This window comes from Pseudomonas sp. SDO524_S393, from assembly GCF_054071875.1.
Map to the genome: position 1 here is coordinate 1 of NZ_JBSVVZ010000063.1, position 16,990 is coordinate 16,990.

The 16,990-nt window shown below is 60.6% G+C and carries 16 protein-coding genes; 10 read left to right on the forward strand and 6 right to left on the reverse strand.

Annotated features, from left to right (window positions below; all coding sequences use genetic code 11):
* Positions 1-83: 83 nt before the first annotated feature.
* From ACW9IB_RS23195 to ACW9IB_RS23215, 5 genes are all read right to left on the reverse strand, one after another.
* A complete protein-coding gene (locus ACW9IB_RS23195; protein ID WP_457415657.1) occupies positions 84-368 on the reverse strand; it encodes a YceK/YidQ family lipoprotein in 285 nt (94 codons plus the stop codon).
* Positions 361-990 carry a flavin prenyltransferase UbiX gene (ubiX, locus tag ACW9IB_RS23200; protein WP_457368483.1) on the reverse strand — a complete coding sequence of 210 codons (630 nt, stop codon included), beginning with the start codon at positions 988-990 and terminating at the stop codon, positions 361-363. The genes ACW9IB_RS23195 and ubiX overlap by 8 nt, the downstream gene beginning before the upstream one ends.
* Positions 987-2,336, reverse strand: a complete 1,350-nt coding sequence (mpl, locus tag ACW9IB_RS23205; protein WP_457415658.1) for a UDP-N-acetylmuramate:L-alanyl-gamma-D-glutamyl-meso-diaminopimelate ligase — start codon at positions 2,334-2,336, stop codon at positions 987-989. Before mpl ends, ubiX begins: the two co-directional genes overlap by 4 nt.
* 97 nt (positions 2,337-2,433) lie before the next feature.
* Positions 2,434-3,507 (reverse strand): hypothetical protein, encoded by a 1,074-nt coding sequence (locus ACW9IB_RS23210; protein WP_457415659.1) that lies wholly within the window; start codon positions 3,505-3,507, stop codon positions 2,434-2,436.
* A gap of 128 nt (positions 3,508-3,635) precedes the next feature.
* Positions 3,636-5,534: a sigma-54-dependent Fis family transcriptional regulator gene (locus tag ACW9IB_RS23215; protein ID WP_457415660.1), complete on the reverse strand. Its 1,899-nt coding sequence runs from the start codon at positions 5,532-5,534 to the stop codon at positions 3,636-3,638.
* Between the two features lie 273 nt (positions 5,535-5,807).
* On the opposite strand from ACW9IB_RS23215, the gene exaC reads away from it, so the two are divergent.
* From exaC to ACW9IB_RS23260, 9 genes are all read left to right on the forward strand, one after another.
* Complete coding sequence (exaC, locus tag ACW9IB_RS23220; protein ID WP_457368487.1) at positions 5,808-7,328, forward strand: acetaldehyde dehydrogenase ExaC; 1,521 nt, start codon at positions 5,808-5,810, stop codon at positions 7,326-7,328.
* 217 nt (positions 7,329-7,545) lie between these two features.
* Complete coding sequence (gene eat / locus ACW9IB_RS23225) at positions 7,546-8,979, forward strand: ethanolamine permease (RefSeq protein ID WP_457415661.1); 1,434 nt, start codon at positions 7,546-7,548, stop codon at positions 8,977-8,979.
* 60 nt (positions 8,980-9,039) lie between these two features.
* Positions 9,040-10,434 carry an ethanolamine ammonia-lyase subunit EutB gene (locus ACW9IB_RS23230; RefSeq protein ID WP_457368489.1) on the forward strand — a complete coding sequence of 465 codons (1,395 nt, stop codon included), beginning with the start codon at positions 9,040-9,042 and terminating at the stop codon, positions 10,432-10,434.
* A complete protein-coding gene (gene eutC / locus ACW9IB_RS23235; RefSeq protein ID WP_457415662.1) occupies positions 10,431-11,264 on the forward strand; it encodes an ethanolamine ammonia-lyase subunit EutC in 834 nt (277 codons plus the stop codon). Before ACW9IB_RS23230 ends, eutC begins: the two co-directional genes overlap by 4 nt.
* A gap of 92 nt (positions 11,265-11,356) precedes the next feature.
* Positions 11,357-11,815: a GNAT family N-acetyltransferase gene (locus tag ACW9IB_RS23240; RefSeq protein ID WP_038846327.1), complete on the forward strand. Its 459-nt coding sequence runs from the start codon at positions 11,357-11,359 to the stop codon at positions 11,813-11,815.
* Positions 11,816-12,119: 304 nt separating this feature from the next.
* Entirely contained in the window at positions 12,120-12,776 is a 657-nt protein-coding gene (locus ACW9IB_RS23245; RefSeq protein WP_457368491.1) for a DedA family protein, read from the forward strand.
* A gap of 6 nt (positions 12,777-12,782) precedes the next feature.
* Positions 12,783-13,598 (forward strand): M90 family metallopeptidase, encoded by an 816-nt coding sequence (locus ACW9IB_RS23250; RefSeq protein WP_457415663.1) that lies wholly within the window; start codon positions 12,783-12,785, stop codon positions 13,596-13,598.
* A gap of 109 nt (positions 13,599-13,707) precedes the next feature.
* Positions 13,708-14,235, forward strand: a complete 528-nt coding sequence (gene ppa / locus ACW9IB_RS23255) for an inorganic diphosphatase (RefSeq protein ID WP_011063696.1) — start codon at positions 13,708-13,710, stop codon at positions 14,233-14,235.
* A 211-nt stretch (positions 14,236-14,446) separates the two neighbouring features.
* Positions 14,447-15,223, forward strand: coding sequence for a LexA family transcriptional regulator (locus ACW9IB_RS23260; protein WP_457368493.1), 777 nt, complete (start codon positions 14,447-14,449; stop codon positions 15,221-15,223).
* 350 nt (positions 15,224-15,573) lie between these two features.
* On the opposite strand, the gene ACW9IB_RS23265 is transcribed toward ACW9IB_RS23260, so the two are convergent.
* A complete protein-coding gene (locus ACW9IB_RS23265) occupies positions 15,574-15,981 on the reverse strand; it encodes a hypothetical protein (RefSeq protein ID WP_457368494.1) in 408 nt (135 codons plus the stop codon).
* Positions 15,982-16,222: 241 nt separating this feature from the next.
* Here ACW9IB_RS23265 and ycaC point away from each other — a divergent pair, with 241 nt between their 5' ends.
* Positions 16,223-16,855, forward strand: coding sequence for an isochorismate family cysteine hydrolase YcaC (gene ycaC, locus ACW9IB_RS23270; protein ID WP_457368495.1), 633 nt, complete (start codon positions 16,223-16,225; stop codon positions 16,853-16,855).
* Positions 16,856-16,990 lie beyond the last annotated feature (135 nt).

The following is a 16,990-nucleotide window of genomic DNA, read 5'->3' on the forward strand; positions in this document are numbered from 1 at the left end:
AGTTGGTGGGTTTGTGGACTGACACGCCGCATTCGCGAGCAAGCCCGCTCCCACATTGCTTTTGTATTGCCTTCAATACCCAGTTAGAGACCACCAGTGGCGTTGAATCCCACGCCCAACACCGTCAATACCGACAACGGCAACAACAACGTATCGAGCAACGCACTCGCCGGCAGATCCACACCGGGATGAGCCGGCGCCTCGGCGCCAAACCTGTCCTTGGCGCAGCAGCCGCCATTCATTGCATATAAATTCAACCGCGTGCCGGCATACACCACCGGCGCGTTCGGTTTCGCCGCGTCCAGCGTGCGCGCAGTAGCGCAGCCCGCAAGCTGCACTGCGAGCACCACCATCAGCGCCTTATTCATCGCTGCTCAAATGGTGTTCGCCCCAACGCGGCAGCATGTCCTGAGGGATATTGAGCAGGTTGAGAATGCGCGCCACCACAAAGTCCACCAGGTCATCGATGGTCTGCGGCTGGTGATAGAAGCCAGGCGATGCCGGCAAAATGGTCACGCCCAGGTTCGACAACTTGAGCATGTGTTCCAGGTGAATGCTCGAATACGGCGCTTCGCGCGGTACCAGGATCAGTTGGCGACGCTCCTTCAAGGTCACGTCCGCCGCGCGTTCGATCAAGTTGTTGCAGGCGCCCGTGGCAATCGCCGACAGGGTGCCGGTGGAACACGGCACCACCACCATCGCCGCCGGCGCACCAGAGCCCGAAGCGACCGGCGACATCCAGTCTTCCTTGCCATACACCTTGATCTGCCCCGCCGCCGCGCCGGTGTATTCGGTGAGGAACGCTTGCATCGTCTGCACCTTGGCCGGCAGCGCCACATCGGTCTCGGTGGCCAACACCAACTGCGCGGCCTTGGAAATCAAGAAATGCACCTCGCGGTCTTCGCGCACCAGGCAGTCGAGCAGGCGCAAGCCATAAGGCGCGCCCGATGCGCCGGTCATCGCCAGGGTGACGCGTTCCGGGCCGCTCATTTCAGCGCCTCGGCCAGTTTGCCGTGCAGGCCACCGAAGCCACCGTTGCTCATGACCACCACGTGGGTACCGGGCTTGGCCTGGCGCTTGACGTGGTCGATGATGCCTTCGATGGAGTCACGCACGGTGGACGGCACCGTGCACAGCGCGGCAATGCCGGGCAGGTCCCAGCCCAGATTGGCCGGCGCGTACCAGACCGCCTCATCGGCATCGTTCACGCTTTCCGGCAAGCCGTCGCGGTGCGCGCCCAGCTTCATGGAATTGGAGCGCGGCTCGATGATCGCAATGATCGGCGCGTCACCGACCTGCTTGCGCAAGCCGTCCAGGGTAGTCGCAATCGCCGTCGGGTGGTGGGCGAAGTCGTCGTAGATCGTGACGCCATTCACCTCGGCGACTTTTTCCATGCGCCGCTTCACGCTCTTGAAGGCACTCAATGCGGCAATGCCCATCGACGGCACCACGCCAACATGCCGCGCAGCCGCCAGGGTCACCAACGCATTGGCGACGTTGTGCTGGCCGGTCATGCCCCAATCGACAACGCCTTGGGCTTCGCCCTCGAACAGCACCTCGAATCTGGAACCGTCGTCACTGAGCAACCGGACCTGCCACTGCCCGCCAGCACCGGTGGTTTGCACCGGGGTCCAGCAGCCCATGTCGATCACGCGTTGCAAGGCGGGTTCGGTAGTGGGATGAACCACCAGGCCTTCACTCGGAATAGTGCGCACCAGATGGTGAAACTGCCGTTCGATGGCTGCGAGGTCCGGGAAAATATCCGCGTGATCGAATTCCAGGTTATTGAGGATCGCCGTACGCGGACGGTAGTGGACGAACTTGGAGCGCTTGTCGAAAAAGGCGCTGTCGTATTCGTCCGCCTCGATCACGAAGAACGGCGTATCGCCCAGGCGCGCCGACACCGAGAAGTTCTGCGGCACACCACCGATCAGGAAACCCGGGCTCATGCCGGCATGCTCCAGCACCCAGGCCAGCATGCTGCTGGTGGTGGTCTTGCCATGGGTACCGGCAACCGCCAGCACCCAGCGACCTTGCAGCACATGGTCCGCCAGCCATTGCGGGCCCGACACATACGGCAAACCTTTATTGAGTACGTATTCGACCGCCGGATTGCCACGGGACATGGCATTACCGATCACCACCAGGTCCGGGACCGGGTCGAACTGGGACGGGTCATAACCCTGGGTCAGTGCAATGCCCTGGGCCTCGAGCTGCGTGCTCATCGGCGGGTAAACGTTGGCATCGGAGCCCGTGACGTGATGCCCCAACTCTTTGGCCAGCACCGCCATCGACCCCATGAACGTACCGCAGATACCGAGAATATGAATGTGCATAGTCGACCTCGTAAAACATCGAGGCAGGTTAGCGCAGGGCGGGGTAAATCGCACTCTTTAGCTGTCGGGCGGCGGCCCCGAAGGGCCGCTTTCAGGCTCAGGCCAACGTGGTTGTTTCAGCGGGGAGTTCGGTGCCTTTGAGCAGGATGAGCTTGCCGATGAATTTATTGGCCGCGTCAAAACGTTTGTCCAGTTGCTCCAGCCGACTGCTCTCGGCAACCACGGATGCGCCGGAAGGTGCACTGTAGGGGCGGAAAATCATGTCGTTTTCATCGCCGATCAATTTGAGCTGCTTCTCGGCTACGTCGTAGAGCTGCTCAAGCGACGTCAGCCGAACACTCGCCGACTCTGTTGCACGCTCAACCATCTTGAGCGCCAGTGCATCCGTTCCTTCGCGAATCGCCATGATGTTGTTGGCCATCACTTCAATGCGCAGTTCGGCCAGTTGCAAGCGCGACACGATGTCAGCCTGCGCTGCTCCCACGGTACTGGCTGCCGCAGTCTGGGGGCCGGTGGCCGGCTGGTGAATCGGCGGCAGGATAGGCGTCTGCGCAGCATATTGGCCTTTGATGGCCTCCCCGGTCCAGGCCGAGCCGGCGTAGGTCGCAATGCTCATCGGGGCACTCACGATACCGTTGATACCCGCATTGACGAAGGCATCTCGAGCCACGATGCCCAGCTTGGGCTCGTTGGAAAAAACGCCGGCCTTGTGCAAACGGTCAGCGACCATCAGGTTTTGCGTGACCTCAGCCAAGCTCTTCGGCGCTATATGGCTCTGAGAGGGTAAAACCGCAGCGGCTGGCCGGCCGGTAATCGTAGCCGCTATCTCACGAAAATTATCCTTCGCAGTTCTGGCAGGCAGCTTCGGGCTTGATGGCAACGCAGCCGGCGCATGGGGCAACGTCGAGACAACACTGGGCGCACGTGGCAGGACAGGCGGCGTACGCCTGAAGACGTTGTTGAAAATGCCACGCTTGGAACGGACGTGATCATTCTGCGGCTCATCACCGGCAAGCGTGTCGGCCGGAGCAGCCGGCACTTTGGACGCCTGGACAGGCGGTTGTTCAAATTGAAAGGGGGTCAACGGACGCAGATCGGTAATTCGCATAATCTTCACCTTGATGACTTCTGATACAGACAGGTTGATGACGCAAGCAAAGCCGAATTGCACCTCGGCCTTACTCAGTGCGTCCTTGAAAATGCCTATCCGGTTCCAGAAAATCAGCGCCTCACACTAATCCCGAAGGATCGTACTGCGAGGGTCGCGATGAACTTACAAGCCTTTATGAAGAAACCAGGCTATGAGTGAATTTGCCGTGCGATTCCGTATTTACGTAATTTTCTATAGAGCGTATTGCGACTGACCCCCAGTGCGACCGCCGTATGGCTCATATGCCAGTGCTGCTGCGTCAAGGCGGTGAGCAATGCACCGCGCTCGGCGGCATCCAGCGATGAGTCGGCCGGCGGTGCTGCGCTTGCCGTACCAAAGGGCGAATGGCGAATAGACGCCGGCAAATCCTCAAGCCATACCCTGCCATCCGTGCACAATGCCACCAATGTGCGCAACACCATGCGCAACTGCCGCACATTTCCCGGCCAGGCGAACGCCAACAGTGCCTGGCGTACCGTCGGATCGAGCACGATCGATTGATCCTGCGCCTCCTGGTTCAGCAAGAAATCCAGCAACTGCGATTTATCGGCGCGATCCCGCAGGGCCGGCAAGGGAATCTCCAGGCCATTGAGTCGGTAGTACAAATCCTCGCGGAAGCTGCCGTCCTGCACCCGTGTCGACAAGTTGCGATGGGTCGCGCTGATGATTCTGACGTCGACCGCCATAGGCTCGCCGCCAATGGGCACCACCTGACGGTCCTCCAGCACTCTGAGCAGACGCGTCTGCAACGCCAGCGGCATATCCCCGATTTCATCCAGGAACAAGGTGCCACCATCCGCTTGATGCAGCTTGCCGTGCATGCCCTCTTTGCGGGCACCGGTAAAACTGCCGCCTCGATAGCCGAACAGTTCACTCTCGATCAGGCTTTCCGGAATGGCCGCGCAATTGAGTGCGATGAACGGTTTGTCTGCACGCTGGCTGGCCTGGTGCACGGCCTTGGCGAAGGCCTCCTTGCCGGAGCCGGTCTCGCCGTTGATCAACAGCGGCACATCACGTTCGAACACTCGCAGCGCCTTGCCAAAATCGACTTGCAGCGCCGGATCGTCCAGGCAGATGCCCGGCGACCGGGGCGGTTGCGGCCTGGCCAGCCGGGGCGGAACACTGCGCACCTGGCCACGCAGCGCAGCGAACAAAGGCCGGCCATCGCGGGTGCGCAACGGCCAACTGGCGGTGGCATTGGCACTGGCGCGGCCGAGCAGTTGGTCGAGCGAACACTCGAAGAATGCCTCCACCGGGTGCCCCAACAGGCCACCACGCACCTGCCCCAGCAGGTTCAACGCGCTCTGGTTGACCGCACAGATGCGGCCTTCGCCATCGAACGCCAGCAGGCCCTCACTGAACAGGCCCACGGACTCGGCCTGCAGATGGAAACGCAGCAGCCACTGGTTATCGAAATGCCGCAGGAAGTAACAGCTTTCGATCATTTTTGCCGACAGGTTGACCAGCGCCATGGTGTGGAACTGGCTTTGGCGCGAGACCGCCTCCCGGGCCGATGACACATCCAGCACCGCGAGCAGTTCGCCATGGGGGTCGAACACCGGGCTGGCCGAGCAGGTCAGCCCGGTATGCCGGCCTCGAAAGTGCTCATCGCGGTGAATAGTCAGGGACTGGCGCTCCACCAGGCAGGTGCCGATGCCATTGGTGCCCTCGCAGGCTTCGCTCCAGTCGGCCCCCAGCCACAACCCGGCGCGTTCGAAGATCCGGCGCTCGGACGGCGCGGTGACACAGTTGAGGATCACCCCGCGCGCATCGGTCAGCAGCACCGCATGACCTGCGCCCGAAAGTTGCTGGTGCAGGCTGTTCATCTCGCTACCGGCAATGTGCAGCACTTGCTGCAGGCGCTCCCGGCTCTCGAGCAGACGACCGTGTTCCAACACAGTGGGTGCAATGGTCAATGCAGGGTCGAGGTGGTAGTCCTCCAGGCAACGCAGCCAGGAGCGCGCGATGGACGGATCGCTGGACGGATCGCGGCCATGGGCCACGGTGAGGACTTGCTGGGCATGGCGACTGAAATGATCGTTGTGCATTTCTTATTATTCTCCCGGCGTGAGAACGGCCAGCATCCTCCAGCCACCCCGCCATTGCAATCCCGGGCGGACCCACCGGTCACCGGCTGTACCGCAGGTGGCACAAACTGTCACACCCACTGTGTCAGCCGTGCCACAGCAACGCCTTGCAACAAACCCTAACCTATTGATTTATCTGGCCTGCAAAGCAGTGGCCCAACCTTTGCTCTACGCTTCATAACGCGCTCGATGCGCTGCACTCCCAATAAACACAAGAGCCAGGAGATACCCACCATGCGTTACGCACACCCCGGTACTGAAGGCGCGATCGTTTCGTTCAAGGCCAAGTACGGCAACTACATCGGTGGCGAATTCGTTGCGCCGGTCGACGGCAACTATTTCACCAACACCTCGCCGGTCAACGGCAAGCCCATCGCCGAATTCCCCCGCTCCACCGCCAAGGACATCGACAAGGCGCTGGACGCCGCCCATGCCGCCGCCGACGCCTGGGGCAAGACCTCGGCCCAGGACCGCTCGCTGGTCCTGTTGAAAATCGCCGACCGCATCGAACAGAACCTCGAACTGCTGGCCATCACCGAAACCTGGGACAACGGCAAGGCCGTGCGTGAAACCCTCAACGCCGACATCCCGCTGGCCGCCGATCACTTCCGTTACTTCGCTGGCTGCATCCGCGCCCAGGAAGGCACCAGCGCCGAGATCAACGAACACACGGCCTCCTACCACTTCCATGAACCGCTGGGCGTGGTCGGCCAGATCATCCCGTGGAACTTCCCGCTGCTGATGGCCGCGTGGAAACTCGCCCCGGCCCTGGCCGCCGGCAACTGCGTGGTGCTCAAGCCCGCCGAGCAGACCCCGCTGGGCATCAACGTGCTGCTGGAAGTCATCGGCGACCTGCTGCCACCGGGCGTGCTGAACGTTGTGCACGGTTTCGGCAAGGAAGCAGGTGAAGCATTGGCCACCAGCAAACGCATCGCCAAGATCGCCTTCACCGGCTCCACCCCGGTGGGTTCGCACATCATGCATGCGGCGGCCGAGAACATCATTCCGTCCACCGTCGAGCTGGGCGGCAAGTCGCCGAACATTTTCTTCGACGACATCATGAAGGCCGAACCGTCCTTTATTGAAAAAGCTGCCGAAGGCCTGGTGCTGGCGTTCTTCAACCAGGGCGAAGTGTGCACCTGTCCGTCCCGTGCGCTGGTGCAGGAGTCGATCTATCCGGAATTCATGAAAGTGGTGATGAAGAAGATCGAGTCGATCAAGCGCGGTGACCCGCTGGACACCGACACCATGGTCGGCGCGCAGGCGTCCGAGCAGCAGTTCGACAAGATCCTGTCGTACCTGGAAATCGCCAAGGGCGAAGGCGCGCAACTGCTGACCGGCGGCAAGGTCGAGAAACTCAGCGGGGATATGGCCGGCGGTTATTACATCCAGCCGACCCTGCTCAAGGGCACCAACGAGATGCGCGTGTTCCAGGAAGAAATCTTCGGCCCGGTGGTAAGCATCACCACCTTCAAGGACGAAGCCGAAGCCCTGGCCATCGCCAACGACACCGAGTTCGGCCTCGGCGCCGGCGTGTGGACCCGCGACATCAACCGCGCCTACCGCATGGGCCGAGCGATCAAGGCGGGCCGAGTGTGGACCAACTGCTACCACCTGTACCCGGCACACGCCGCGTTCGGCGGTTACAAGAAGTCCGGTGTGGGGCGCGAGACGCACAAGATGATGTTGGATCACTACCAGCAGACCAAGAACCTGCTGGTGAGCTACGACATTAATCCATTGGGCTTCTTCTAACCTCCCCTGCTGACAGGTGACCAGCTTCCGACTTGAAATGCGATCAAGTGTGGGAGCTGGCTTGCCTGCGAATGCAGTGGGTCAGCCCAATGTGTGTTGGCTGACAGAACGCTATCGCAGGCAAGCCAGCTCCCACATTTGAACTTCGCAAATAGCTGCTACCTCATCCGGCGCAAGCAGGCCGAGTTAAAACAATAAGAATGGAAGGTACTTCCCCATGCCTAGCGAACCTGCAAGTTCATCGGTCGACTTCGAAAAAGTCGACTCCCACTACTTCCAACAACGCGAACTGAAAAAAGGCGCCGCCGGCTGGGTGTTACTGGTTGGCCTTGGCGTGGCTTATGTGATCTCCGGCGACTACGCCGGCTGGAACTTCGGCCTGGCCCAGGGTGGCTGGGGCGGGATGTTCCTTGCCACATTATTGATGGCCACCATGTACCTGTGCATGTGCTTTTCGTTGGCCGAGCTGTCTTCCATGATTCCGACCGCCGGTGGCGGCTACGGCTTTGCCCGCAGCGCCTTTGGCCCTTGGGGCGGGTTCCTCACAGGCACCGCCATCCTGATCGAATACGCCATCGCCCCCGCCGCCATCGCGGTGTTTATCGGCGCCTATTGCGAGTCGCTGTTCGGCATCGGCGGCTGGATGATTTACCTGGCGTTCTACGTGCTGTTTATCGGCATCCACATCTTCGGTGTGGGCGAAGCCTTGAAGCTGATGTTCGTGATCACCGCCATCGCCGCCATCGCCCTCGGTGTGTTCCTGGTGTCGATGGTGCCGCACTTCAGCGTGACCAACCTGCTGGACATTCCAGTGACTGAGGCCAAGGGCGCCAGTACTTTCCTGCCGTTCGGCTACGTGGGCGTATGGGCAGCGATTCCCTATGCCATCTGGTTTTTCCTCGCGGTGGAAGGCGTGCCCCTGGCTGCCGAAGAAACCAAGAACCCCAAGCGCGACCTGCCCCGCGGCCTGATCGGTGCCATTGTGGTGTTGACCAGTTTCGCCCTGCTGATTCTGGTGATCGCACCGGGCGGAGCGGGCACTTACGCGCTGATCAAATCCGGCAACCCGCTGGTGGAAGCGCTGGCGCTGTCCTACGGCGGCTCAACGTGGATGGGCGGCTTCGTCAACCTGGTGGGCCTGGCCGGGCTGATCGCCAGCTTTTTCTCGATCATCTACGCCTATTCGCGACAGATTTTTGCCTTGTCCCGCGCCGGTTACCTGCCGCGCAAGTTGTCCCAGACCAACAAAAGCAAGGCGCCGGTGCTGGCGCTGGTGATTCCCGGCATCATCGGTTTCGGGCTGTCACTGACCGGCCAGGGTGATTTGCTGATCCTGGTGGCCGTGTTCGGCGCGACCATTTCCTACGTGCTGATGATGGCCGCGCACATCACCCTGCGCATCCGGCGCCCCAAGATGGAGCGTCCGTACCGCACACCGGGCGGCATCTTCACCTCTGGAGTTGCCCTGGTACTGGCCTGCGTGGCCGTGGTGGCGGGCTTTCTGGTGGATCCACGGGTGGTGATTGGCGCGGCGATCATCTATGGAGTATTAATTGCTTACTTTGCTTTCTACAGCCGGCATCACTTGGTAGCAGGCACGCCCGAGGAGGAATTCGCGGCGATCCAGGCCGCAGAGGCCGCCTTGCACTAGCCGTAAACCTCGACGCGGGAGCTTTGTCTCACGCTGCCCGCGTCGCCAAGGAGACACTGTATGGCAAGTTTTTCCCACGCGGTGGGTACACAAACCTACCGCTTTGACAGCCTCAAGGACGTGATGGCCAAGGCCAGCCCGGCGCGCTCCGGGGACTTCCTCGCGGGCGTAGCGGCGCAAAACGACGGCGAGCGAGTGGCCGCGCAAATGGCCCTGGCGGACATTCCGCTCAAGCACTTTCTGCAAGAAGCGCTGATCCCCTACGAAAACGACGAAGTCACCCGGCTGATCATCGACACCCACGACCAGCAGGCATTTGCCCCGGTCAGCCACCTGACCGTCGGCGGCCTGCGCGACTGGCTGCTCAGTGACGCCGCCGACGAACACTCCCTGCGTGCCTTGGCGCCCGGTCTGACACCGGAAATGGCCGCCGCCGTGTCCAAGATCATGCGCGTGCAGGACTTGGTGCTGGTGTCGCAGAAGATCCGCGTGGTCACGCAGTTTCGCGGCACCCTGGGCCTGCGCGGGCGTCTGTCGACCCGCCTGCAACCCAACCACCCCACCGACGAACCGGCGGGCATTGCCGCGAGCATTCTCGACGGCCTGCTCTATGGCAACGGCGACGCCATGATCGGCATCAACCCGGCCACCGACAGCATCGCCTCGATCTGCGCCATGCTGGAAATGCTCGATGCGATCATCCAGCGCTACGAAATCCCTACCCAGGCCTGTGTGCTCACCCACGTCACCACCTCGATTGAAGCAATTAACCGGGGCGTGCCGCTGGACCTGGTGTTCCAGTCGATCGCCGGCACCGAGGCGGCCAACGCCAGCTTCGGCATCAGCCTGAGCGTGTTGCAGGAAGGTTACGACGCCGGCCTGAGCCTGAAGCGCGGCACCCTGGGCCAGAACCTGATGTATTTCGAAACCGGCCAGGGCAGCGCCTTGTCGGCCAACGCGCACTTCGGTGTCGACCAGCAAACCTGCGAAACCCGTGCCTATGCGGTGGCCCGGCACTTCAAGCCGTTTCTGGTGAACACCGTGGTTGGCTTCATCGGCCCCGAATACCTGTACAACGGCAAGCAAATCATCCGCGCCGGCCTCGAAGACCACTTCTGCGGCAAGTTGCTGGGCGTGCCCATGGGTTGCGACATCTGCTACACCAACCACGCCGAAGCCGACCAAGACGACATGGACACCCTGCTGACCCTGCTGGGCGTGGCCGGGATCAACTTCATCATGGGCATCCCCGGTTCCGACGACATCATGCTCAACTACCAGACCACCTCGTTTCACGACGCCCTCTACGCCCGGCAAACACTGGGTTTGAAACCGGCGCCGGAGTTCGAACAGTGGCTGGCGAAAATGGGCATCTTCACGCAAGCCGACGGCAAGGTGCATTTCGGCAACAGCCTGCCACCGGCGTTTCGCCAAGCCCTGGCGCAATTGGGATGAAGGAGCCGCCCGTGGAACTCGACCTGCCCGACAACCCGTGGCTGGAACTGCGCCGCCTGACGCCGGCGCGCATTGCCCTGGGCCGCACCGGCACCAGCATCCCGACCCGCGCGCAACTGGACTTTCAGTTCGCCCATGCCCAGGCACGCGATGCGGTACACCTGCCCTTCGACCATGCCGGCCTGAGCCGCCAACTGGCTGAGCTTGGGCGTGACAGCCTGTTGCTGCACAGCGCCGCCACCGACCGTCACAGCTATCTGCAACGTCCGGACCTGGGGCGACGCTTGAGCGATGAGTCGGCCCGGTTGCTGCGCGATCATGCGTCGGCCAATCCCGGCGGCGTGGACTTGGCGGTGGTCGTCGCTGATGGTCTGTCGGCGCTGGCGGTGCACAAACACACCTTGCCGTTTCTGACGCGCATGGAGGAACAGACCCACGCCGAAGGCTGGTCCCTGTCGCCGGTGATCCTCGTGGAACAGGGCCGCGTAGCGGTGGCCGATGAAGTGGGCCAGTTGCTGGGCGCCAAAATGGTGGTGATCCTGATCGGCGAACGGCCAGGCCTCAGCTCACCGGACAGCCTGGGCTTGTACTTCACCTACAACCCCAAGGTCGGCCTGACCGATGCGTACCGCAATTGCATCTCCAACGTACGCCTGGAAGGCCTGAGCTACGGCATGGCGGCCCATCGCCTGCTTTACTTGATGCGAGAGGCGTGTCGCCGGCAGCTGTCGGGGGTCAACCTCAAGGACGAGGCGCAGGTGCAGACCATCGAATCGGATGATCCGGACCTGATGAAAGGCAATTTCCTGCTCAGCTCACCGGATGACTGATTGCTGCACGATTGCGCTTTTTGGCGCCATTAGGCAGCATCGAGTCACGGCCGCTTGTGTGGTCATCCCCCCTTTGGAAGTTGAGGCCTGGCATGCGGATTACTCAAGCGACCCTGGAACACTTGGACCTGTTGACCCCGCTGTTCGTCAAATACCGTGAGTTCTACGGAGCGCTGCCCTTCCCGGATTCGTCGCGGGACTTTCTGGAAAAGCGCCTGCGACGCAAGGAGTCTGTGATTTACCTGGCCCTGGCGGACGATGACGACAAGAAACTGCTCGGATTTTGCCAGCTGTACCCGAGCTTTTCGTCGCTGTCGCTCAAGCGGGTGTGGATCCTCAATGACATCTACGTCGCTGAAGACGCCCGCCGGCAACTGGTGGCGGACAACCTGATGCGCACCGCGAAGAAAATGGCCAAGGAGACCCACGCGGTCCGGCTGCGGGTGTCCACCAGCAGCGACAACGAAGTCGCGCAGAAGACCTATGAGTCGATCGGGTTTCGCGAAGACACCGAATTCAAGAACTACACATTGCCGATCAGCGAAGACTGACCCCAATCGCCCAAATACCGCGAATCCCCCTGTGGGAGCGGGCTTGCTCGCGAAAGCTGAGTGTCAGTCGACACACCTGGTGCCGACCCACCGCATTCGCGAGCAAGCCAGCTCCCACATTTGGATCGCGTGCGCCAAGTCCCTGCACGACATCCCCCGCTACAAAACCAACACGCTTTTCACCTCTCGATCCGTATAATGCGGACCTTTCAGGGTTGTAAGAATCTCGACTTACACTTGTAGCCTTATTACCCGAGCTACCGCACAGGCCTGCTGAGCCGGGCCATTCACACAGGTGCCATCCATGGATTTCAACCCGCTTGACCTTATCCTGCATCTCGACATGTACCTCGACCTGCTGGTAACCAACTACGGTCCGTGGATCTACGCCATTCTGTTTATGGTGATCTTTTGCGAAACCGGCCTGGTGGTCATGCCGTTCCTGCCGGGCGACTCCCTGCTGTTCATCGCCGGCGCAGTGGCCGCAGGCGGCGGCATGGACCCGGTACTGCTGGGCGGTCTTTTGATGCTGGCGGCGATTCTGGGTGACAGCACCAACTATGTGATCGGGCGAACGGCGGGCGAGCGCTTGTTCAACAACCCGAACTCGAAAATATTCCGCCGCGACTACCTGCAAAAAACCCATGACTTCTACGACCGCCATGGCGGCAAGACCGTGACCCTGGCGCGTTTTCTGCCGATCCTGCGCACCTTTGCGCCCTTCGTGGCCGGTATCGCCAAGATGCCTTACGCGCGCTTCTTCGGCTTCAGTGTGCTCGGTACCATCCTCTGGGTCGGCGGCCTGGTGACCCTGGGCTATTTCTTCGGCAATGTGCCGTTCATCAAGAAGCACCTGTCGCTGCTGGTGGTATTCATCATCCTGCTGTCGCTGGTCCCGATGATCATCGGTGTATTCCGCAGCCGGTTTGGCCGCGCGTCGTCCGAAGCCAAGCCACAGTAACCGCTGATGTGGTCCCTCAGTGCCTGGCGCCGCAAGCGCCTGCTGGCCCGGCACCCGATTGCCGATGACACCTGGCAGCGGGTGCGCCACCACCTGACTTTTCTCGATGGCATCAGCGCCGAGCAGGACCAATGGTTGCGCGAAGCCTGCGTGGTTTTTCTCGATGAAAAACACCTCACCGCCCTGCCCGGCGTCGAACTGCACCAGGAACAACGCCTGCTGCTCGCCGCCCAGGCCCAACTGCCGCTGATGAACCTGGGTGATCTCGACTGGTACCAGGGTTTTCACGAGATCGTGCTCTACCCTGACGACTTCCTCAGCCCCCAGCGCCATCGCGATGCCAGCGGCGTGGAACACGAGTGGGACGGCGAGCACAGCGGGGAAGCCTGGCAACAGGGCCCGGTGATTCTGGCTTGGCCCGGGGTGCTGGCCAGTGGCAAATGGGAAGGCTACAACCTGGTGATCCACGAACTGGCTCACAAGCTCGACATGCTCAACGGCGACGCCAACGGCCTGCCGCCGCTGCACAGCGATATGCGCGTGCAAGAGTGGGCCAGCGTAATGCAGAGCGCCTTTGATGACCTCAACCGTCAGCTGGACGCCGACCCGGAGGCAGAGACCGGGATCGACCCCTACGCCGCCGAAAACCCCGCGGAATTCTTTGCCGTCACCAGCGAATATTTTTTCAGCGCCCCGGATTTACTGGTCAGTTGCTATCCACAGGTGTATGCCCAGCTCGGCCGCTTTTATCGCCAGGATCCTCTGGCCCGCCTGCACCAACTGCAAGCCGGCGACCCGCGTTATCAGCCTCGCGACGAATGACCGTACGACGTCTGGCGCATGGCATCGGCGGCAGAATGTGCCTATAATCGCCGCCACTTTTAGGCCAATCCGGCCAAGTTTCTTGGCCAACTAACGGGGGCAACGCCCAATGAGCTACAGCAAGATTCCGGCTGGCAAAGACCTGCCGAACGACATCTACGTCGCCATCGAGATTCCGGCCAACCACGCGCCGATCAAATACGAAATCGACAAAGACAGCGACTGCCTGTTCGTTGACCGTTTCATGGCCACCCCGATGTTCTACCCGGCCAACTACGGTTTCATCCCCAACACCCTGGCGGACGACGGTGACCCCCTCGACGTGCTGGTCGTGACCCCTTACCCGGTTGCGCCAGGCTCGGTGATCCGCGCGCGCCCAGTCGGCATCCTGAACATGACCGACGACGGCGGCGGCGATGCCAAAGTAATCGCGGTGCCCCACGACAAGTTGTCTCAACTGTACGTGGACGTGAAGGAATACACCGACCTGCCAGCACTGCTGCTGGAACAGATCAAACACTTCTTCGAGAACTACAAAGACCTCGAAAAAGGCAAATGGGTGAAGATCGACGGTTGGGGCAACGCAGACGCCGCCCGCGCCGAGATCCTCAAGTCGGTCGCTGCCTACAAAGGCTGATACCGCACCTCATTGCTTCGGCAATCGAAAAGCCCCGACTGTTCGGGGCTTTTTTATGGGCGCAACTAAACGACAAGTTCAGCTGCAAACAACTTGTGTTTACTCGAATACAACATCCGAAGGATCAGGCCACAAACCGGTAAAAACCTACATGCGCAACTCAACGCATGGTTTATTTGATCTGTTGTCTCCGCCAGTAAACTCAGCGTTTATGAATACATCAGGTGATCGCTTAAAAGCACTATTACGGGAAGTTCATCTTTCCGCTTCGGACTTCGCCAAGAACCGTGGCGTCACGCCTCAACACGTGAACAACTGGTTCAAACGCGGTGTCCCCATGGGCCGACTCAACGAGATCGCGGAGCTGCTATGCATCTCCAGTCGCTGGCTGCGCACTGGCGAAGGTCCCAAACACCCACCGGCCAACTTTCTACTGGAAGGCCCGGGATCAAGACAAGGACTCCAACCCACCCGCGAAGACAACGGCAAGTACCTCACAGCCCCCGCCTGCACCCCGGAAAAAATCGACGTGGAACTGCCGCTCCACACCACCTTCGCTTCGACCGAACGCATTCGCGTCGCCCTGCACACCCTCGAAGCACTCAACGTAAACCCCGACCGTGCCCTGGGTGCGTACATGGTCGACAACAGCATGATCGAGATCATCCAGCAAGGCGCCACTCTCGCCATCGACCGTGGCCGCACCCAGATCATCGACGGCGAAATCTACGCCGTCGAACACGACGGCATGCTGCGCATCAAGTACCTCTACAACCGCCCGGGCGGTGGTTTACGCATGCGCAGCCACAACGCCAGCGAACACCCGGACGAATACCTGACCTTCGATCAACGCTTCGAACAAAACTTCCAGATCCTGGGTTGGGTGTTCTGGTGGTCCACCCTCAACAACCGCCGCCCACCCGTACCGCTGGACGAACATCTACTGGGCTGGGAAGGCTCTAAATCGGATCCAGAGGTGGGCATTTGAGGTGAATGTGGGTATCATGCGGCCCACCTTTGGCAGGGGGTGGCTTAACGCTATCCACCCTGTCTGGCGATGCGGAGGAGTTCCCGCAGATGCCTCGACCAGTCAGCCCGACGCAATGTGGGCTGAGCGATTTGAAGGCTGGTGAGGTTTGTCAAAAACAAGCTGAAGCAGTCCCCGAGAAGCCGGCCACAAGCCGGCTTTTTAATGCCCCCTCCCCAGGAAACATGGCCTTAACAAAGCATTGCTTACACCAGCCCATAGCGACACGTCCCGCACACGCGCTTTCACTCCTGAGCGGCACGTAAAGCATAAGTCGCTTGATTTACGTTCCGTTCTAGAGGGCGCTTCGCTCAACGGCTCAACGCCTGCGCATACTTCCCACATGCCCCGACATCACCGTCATACGACGCATTGCGAATGATCTCCTGGCCATCCACTTCGACATCAATCTTGCACGTCGCATTCATCTGCACGGTGGTCCCGCCGATGCTGGTCCCCGAATAGGTGGATTTACCGGTACCGGTCGGCACTTTACCGGTGGAGACGCTGCTGCTTGGCTGATAGGTGGACACCATTTGCGAGGTGGTCCAGGTGTAGACGTGGCGGCCGGCCAACGTTCGCTCGCTGGTCGGGACGCCCAGCCTGTCGATCGCCACGGACACAGGTTGCCCCCGCAGGCGAGCGAAGCCGTTGTCCAGTTGGTCGGTCACACATGCCGAAAGCAGCAGCAGGGGAAACAGCACAAACAATCCCTTCACGTTTTTTATTCTCCGAAATTTTTGGGTTAGATACAGGACGCACCCGAAGAAATATAACCGATTTGGTAGAATACCTACCAAATCGGTTTGTTTTATTTTTGTAAAGGCGCCTTCGACAACTGTCCCCCTCCAGTTGACAGTTAAACGCTTTCTAGCCGATTTATCCCCACTCATCCACCCATTAATCTGTGCCCATGTTGAACGCAACGCCTAACCTACCTAAACAAAAAAGGATCCAACCATGAGCACTCCAACTTACAACCGCTTGAACAAAGACGACGCCATCGTGTTGCTGGTCGACCACCAGACCGGCCTGATTTCCCTGGTGCAGGACTTCTCGCCCAACGAGTTCAAGAACAACGTGCTCGCCCTGGCTGACCTGGCCAAGTTCTTCGAACTGCCGACCATCCTCACCACCAGCTTCGAACAAGGCCCCAATGGTCCGCTGGTGCCGGAGCTCAAGGAAATGTTCCCGGACGCGCCGTACATCGCCCGCCCCGGTCAGATCAATGCCTGGGATAACGAAGATTTCGTCAAGGCGATCAAGGCCACGGGCCGCAAGCAGATCATCATTGCCGGTGTGGTCACGGATGTGTGCGTCGCGTTCCCGACCTTGTCGGCGCTGGCGGAAGGGTTTGAGGTGTTTGTGGTGACGGATGCTTCGGGCACCTTCAACACTACCGTGCAACAGGCCGCCTGGAGCCGCATGACCCAAGCCGGCGCACAGATGATGAACTGGTTTTCGGTGGCCTGTGAGTTGCACCGCGACTGGCGCAACGACATCGAAGGCCTGGGCAATCTGCTGTCCCAACGCATTCCGAACTACCGCAACCTGATGAACGGTTACGCGGCGCTCACCGCCCACGCGCGCTAAGCGTTATCACCCTCTACAACAAGCCTGCGCTGAAACCGCAGGCTTTTTTGCGTCCGTTCGCCGGACGCGTTCGAGGCTTGGAAAAATCAAGTCGCTGTGAATTGTTGTGAAGACTTTGCGAAATGATGAATTTCC

Bases quoted from the DNA above. Each gene is read 5' to 3' on its own strand.
- ACW9IB_RS23195 (WP_457415657.1), bottom strand. From the start codon at position 368: ATGAATAAGGCGCTGATGGTGGTGCTCGCAGTGCAGCTTGCGGGCTGC.
- ubiX (WP_457368483.1), bottom strand. From the start codon at position 990: ATGAGCGGCCCGGAACGCGTCACCCTGGCGATGACCGGCGCATCGGGC.
- mpl (WP_457415658.1), bottom strand. From the start codon at position 2,336: ATGCACATTCATATTCTCGGTATCTGCGGTACGTTCATGGGGTCGATG.
- ACW9IB_RS23215 (WP_457415660.1), bottom strand. From the start codon at position 5,534: ATGCACAACGATCATTTCAGTCGCCATGCCCAGCAAGTCCTCACCGTG.
- exaC (WP_457368487.1), top strand. From the start codon at position 5,808: ATGCGTTACGCACACCCCGGTACTGAAGGCGCGATCGTTTCGTTCAAG.
- eat (WP_457415661.1), top strand. From the start codon at position 7,546: ATGCCTAGCGAACCTGCAAGTTCATCGGTCGACTTCGAAAAAGTCGAC.
- ACW9IB_RS23230 (WP_457368489.1), top strand. From the start codon at position 9,040: ATGGCAAGTTTTTCCCACGCGGTGGGTACACAAACCTACCGCTTTGAC.
- eutC (WP_457415662.1), top strand. From the start codon at position 10,431: ATGAAGGAGCCGCCCGTGGAACTCGACCTGCCCGACAACCCGTGGCTG.
- ACW9IB_RS23240 (WP_038846327.1), top strand. From the start codon at position 11,357: ATGCGGATTACTCAAGCGACCCTGGAACACTTGGACCTGTTGACCCCG.
- ACW9IB_RS23245 (WP_457368491.1), top strand. From the start codon at position 12,120: ATGGATTTCAACCCGCTTGACCTTATCCTGCATCTCGACATGTACCTC.
- ACW9IB_RS23250 (WP_457415663.1), top strand. From the start codon at position 12,783: ATGTGGTCCCTCAGTGCCTGGCGCCGCAAGCGCCTGCTGGCCCGGCAC.
- ppa (WP_011063696.1), top strand. From the start codon at position 13,708: ATGAGCTACAGCAAGATTCCGGCTGGCAAAGACCTGCCGAACGACATC.
- ACW9IB_RS23260 (WP_457368493.1), top strand. From the start codon at position 14,447: ATGAATACATCAGGTGATCGCTTAAAAGCACTATTACGGGAAGTTCAT.
- ycaC (WP_457368495.1), top strand. From the start codon at position 16,223: ATGAGCACTCCAACTTACAACCGCTTGAACAAAGACGACGCCATCGTG.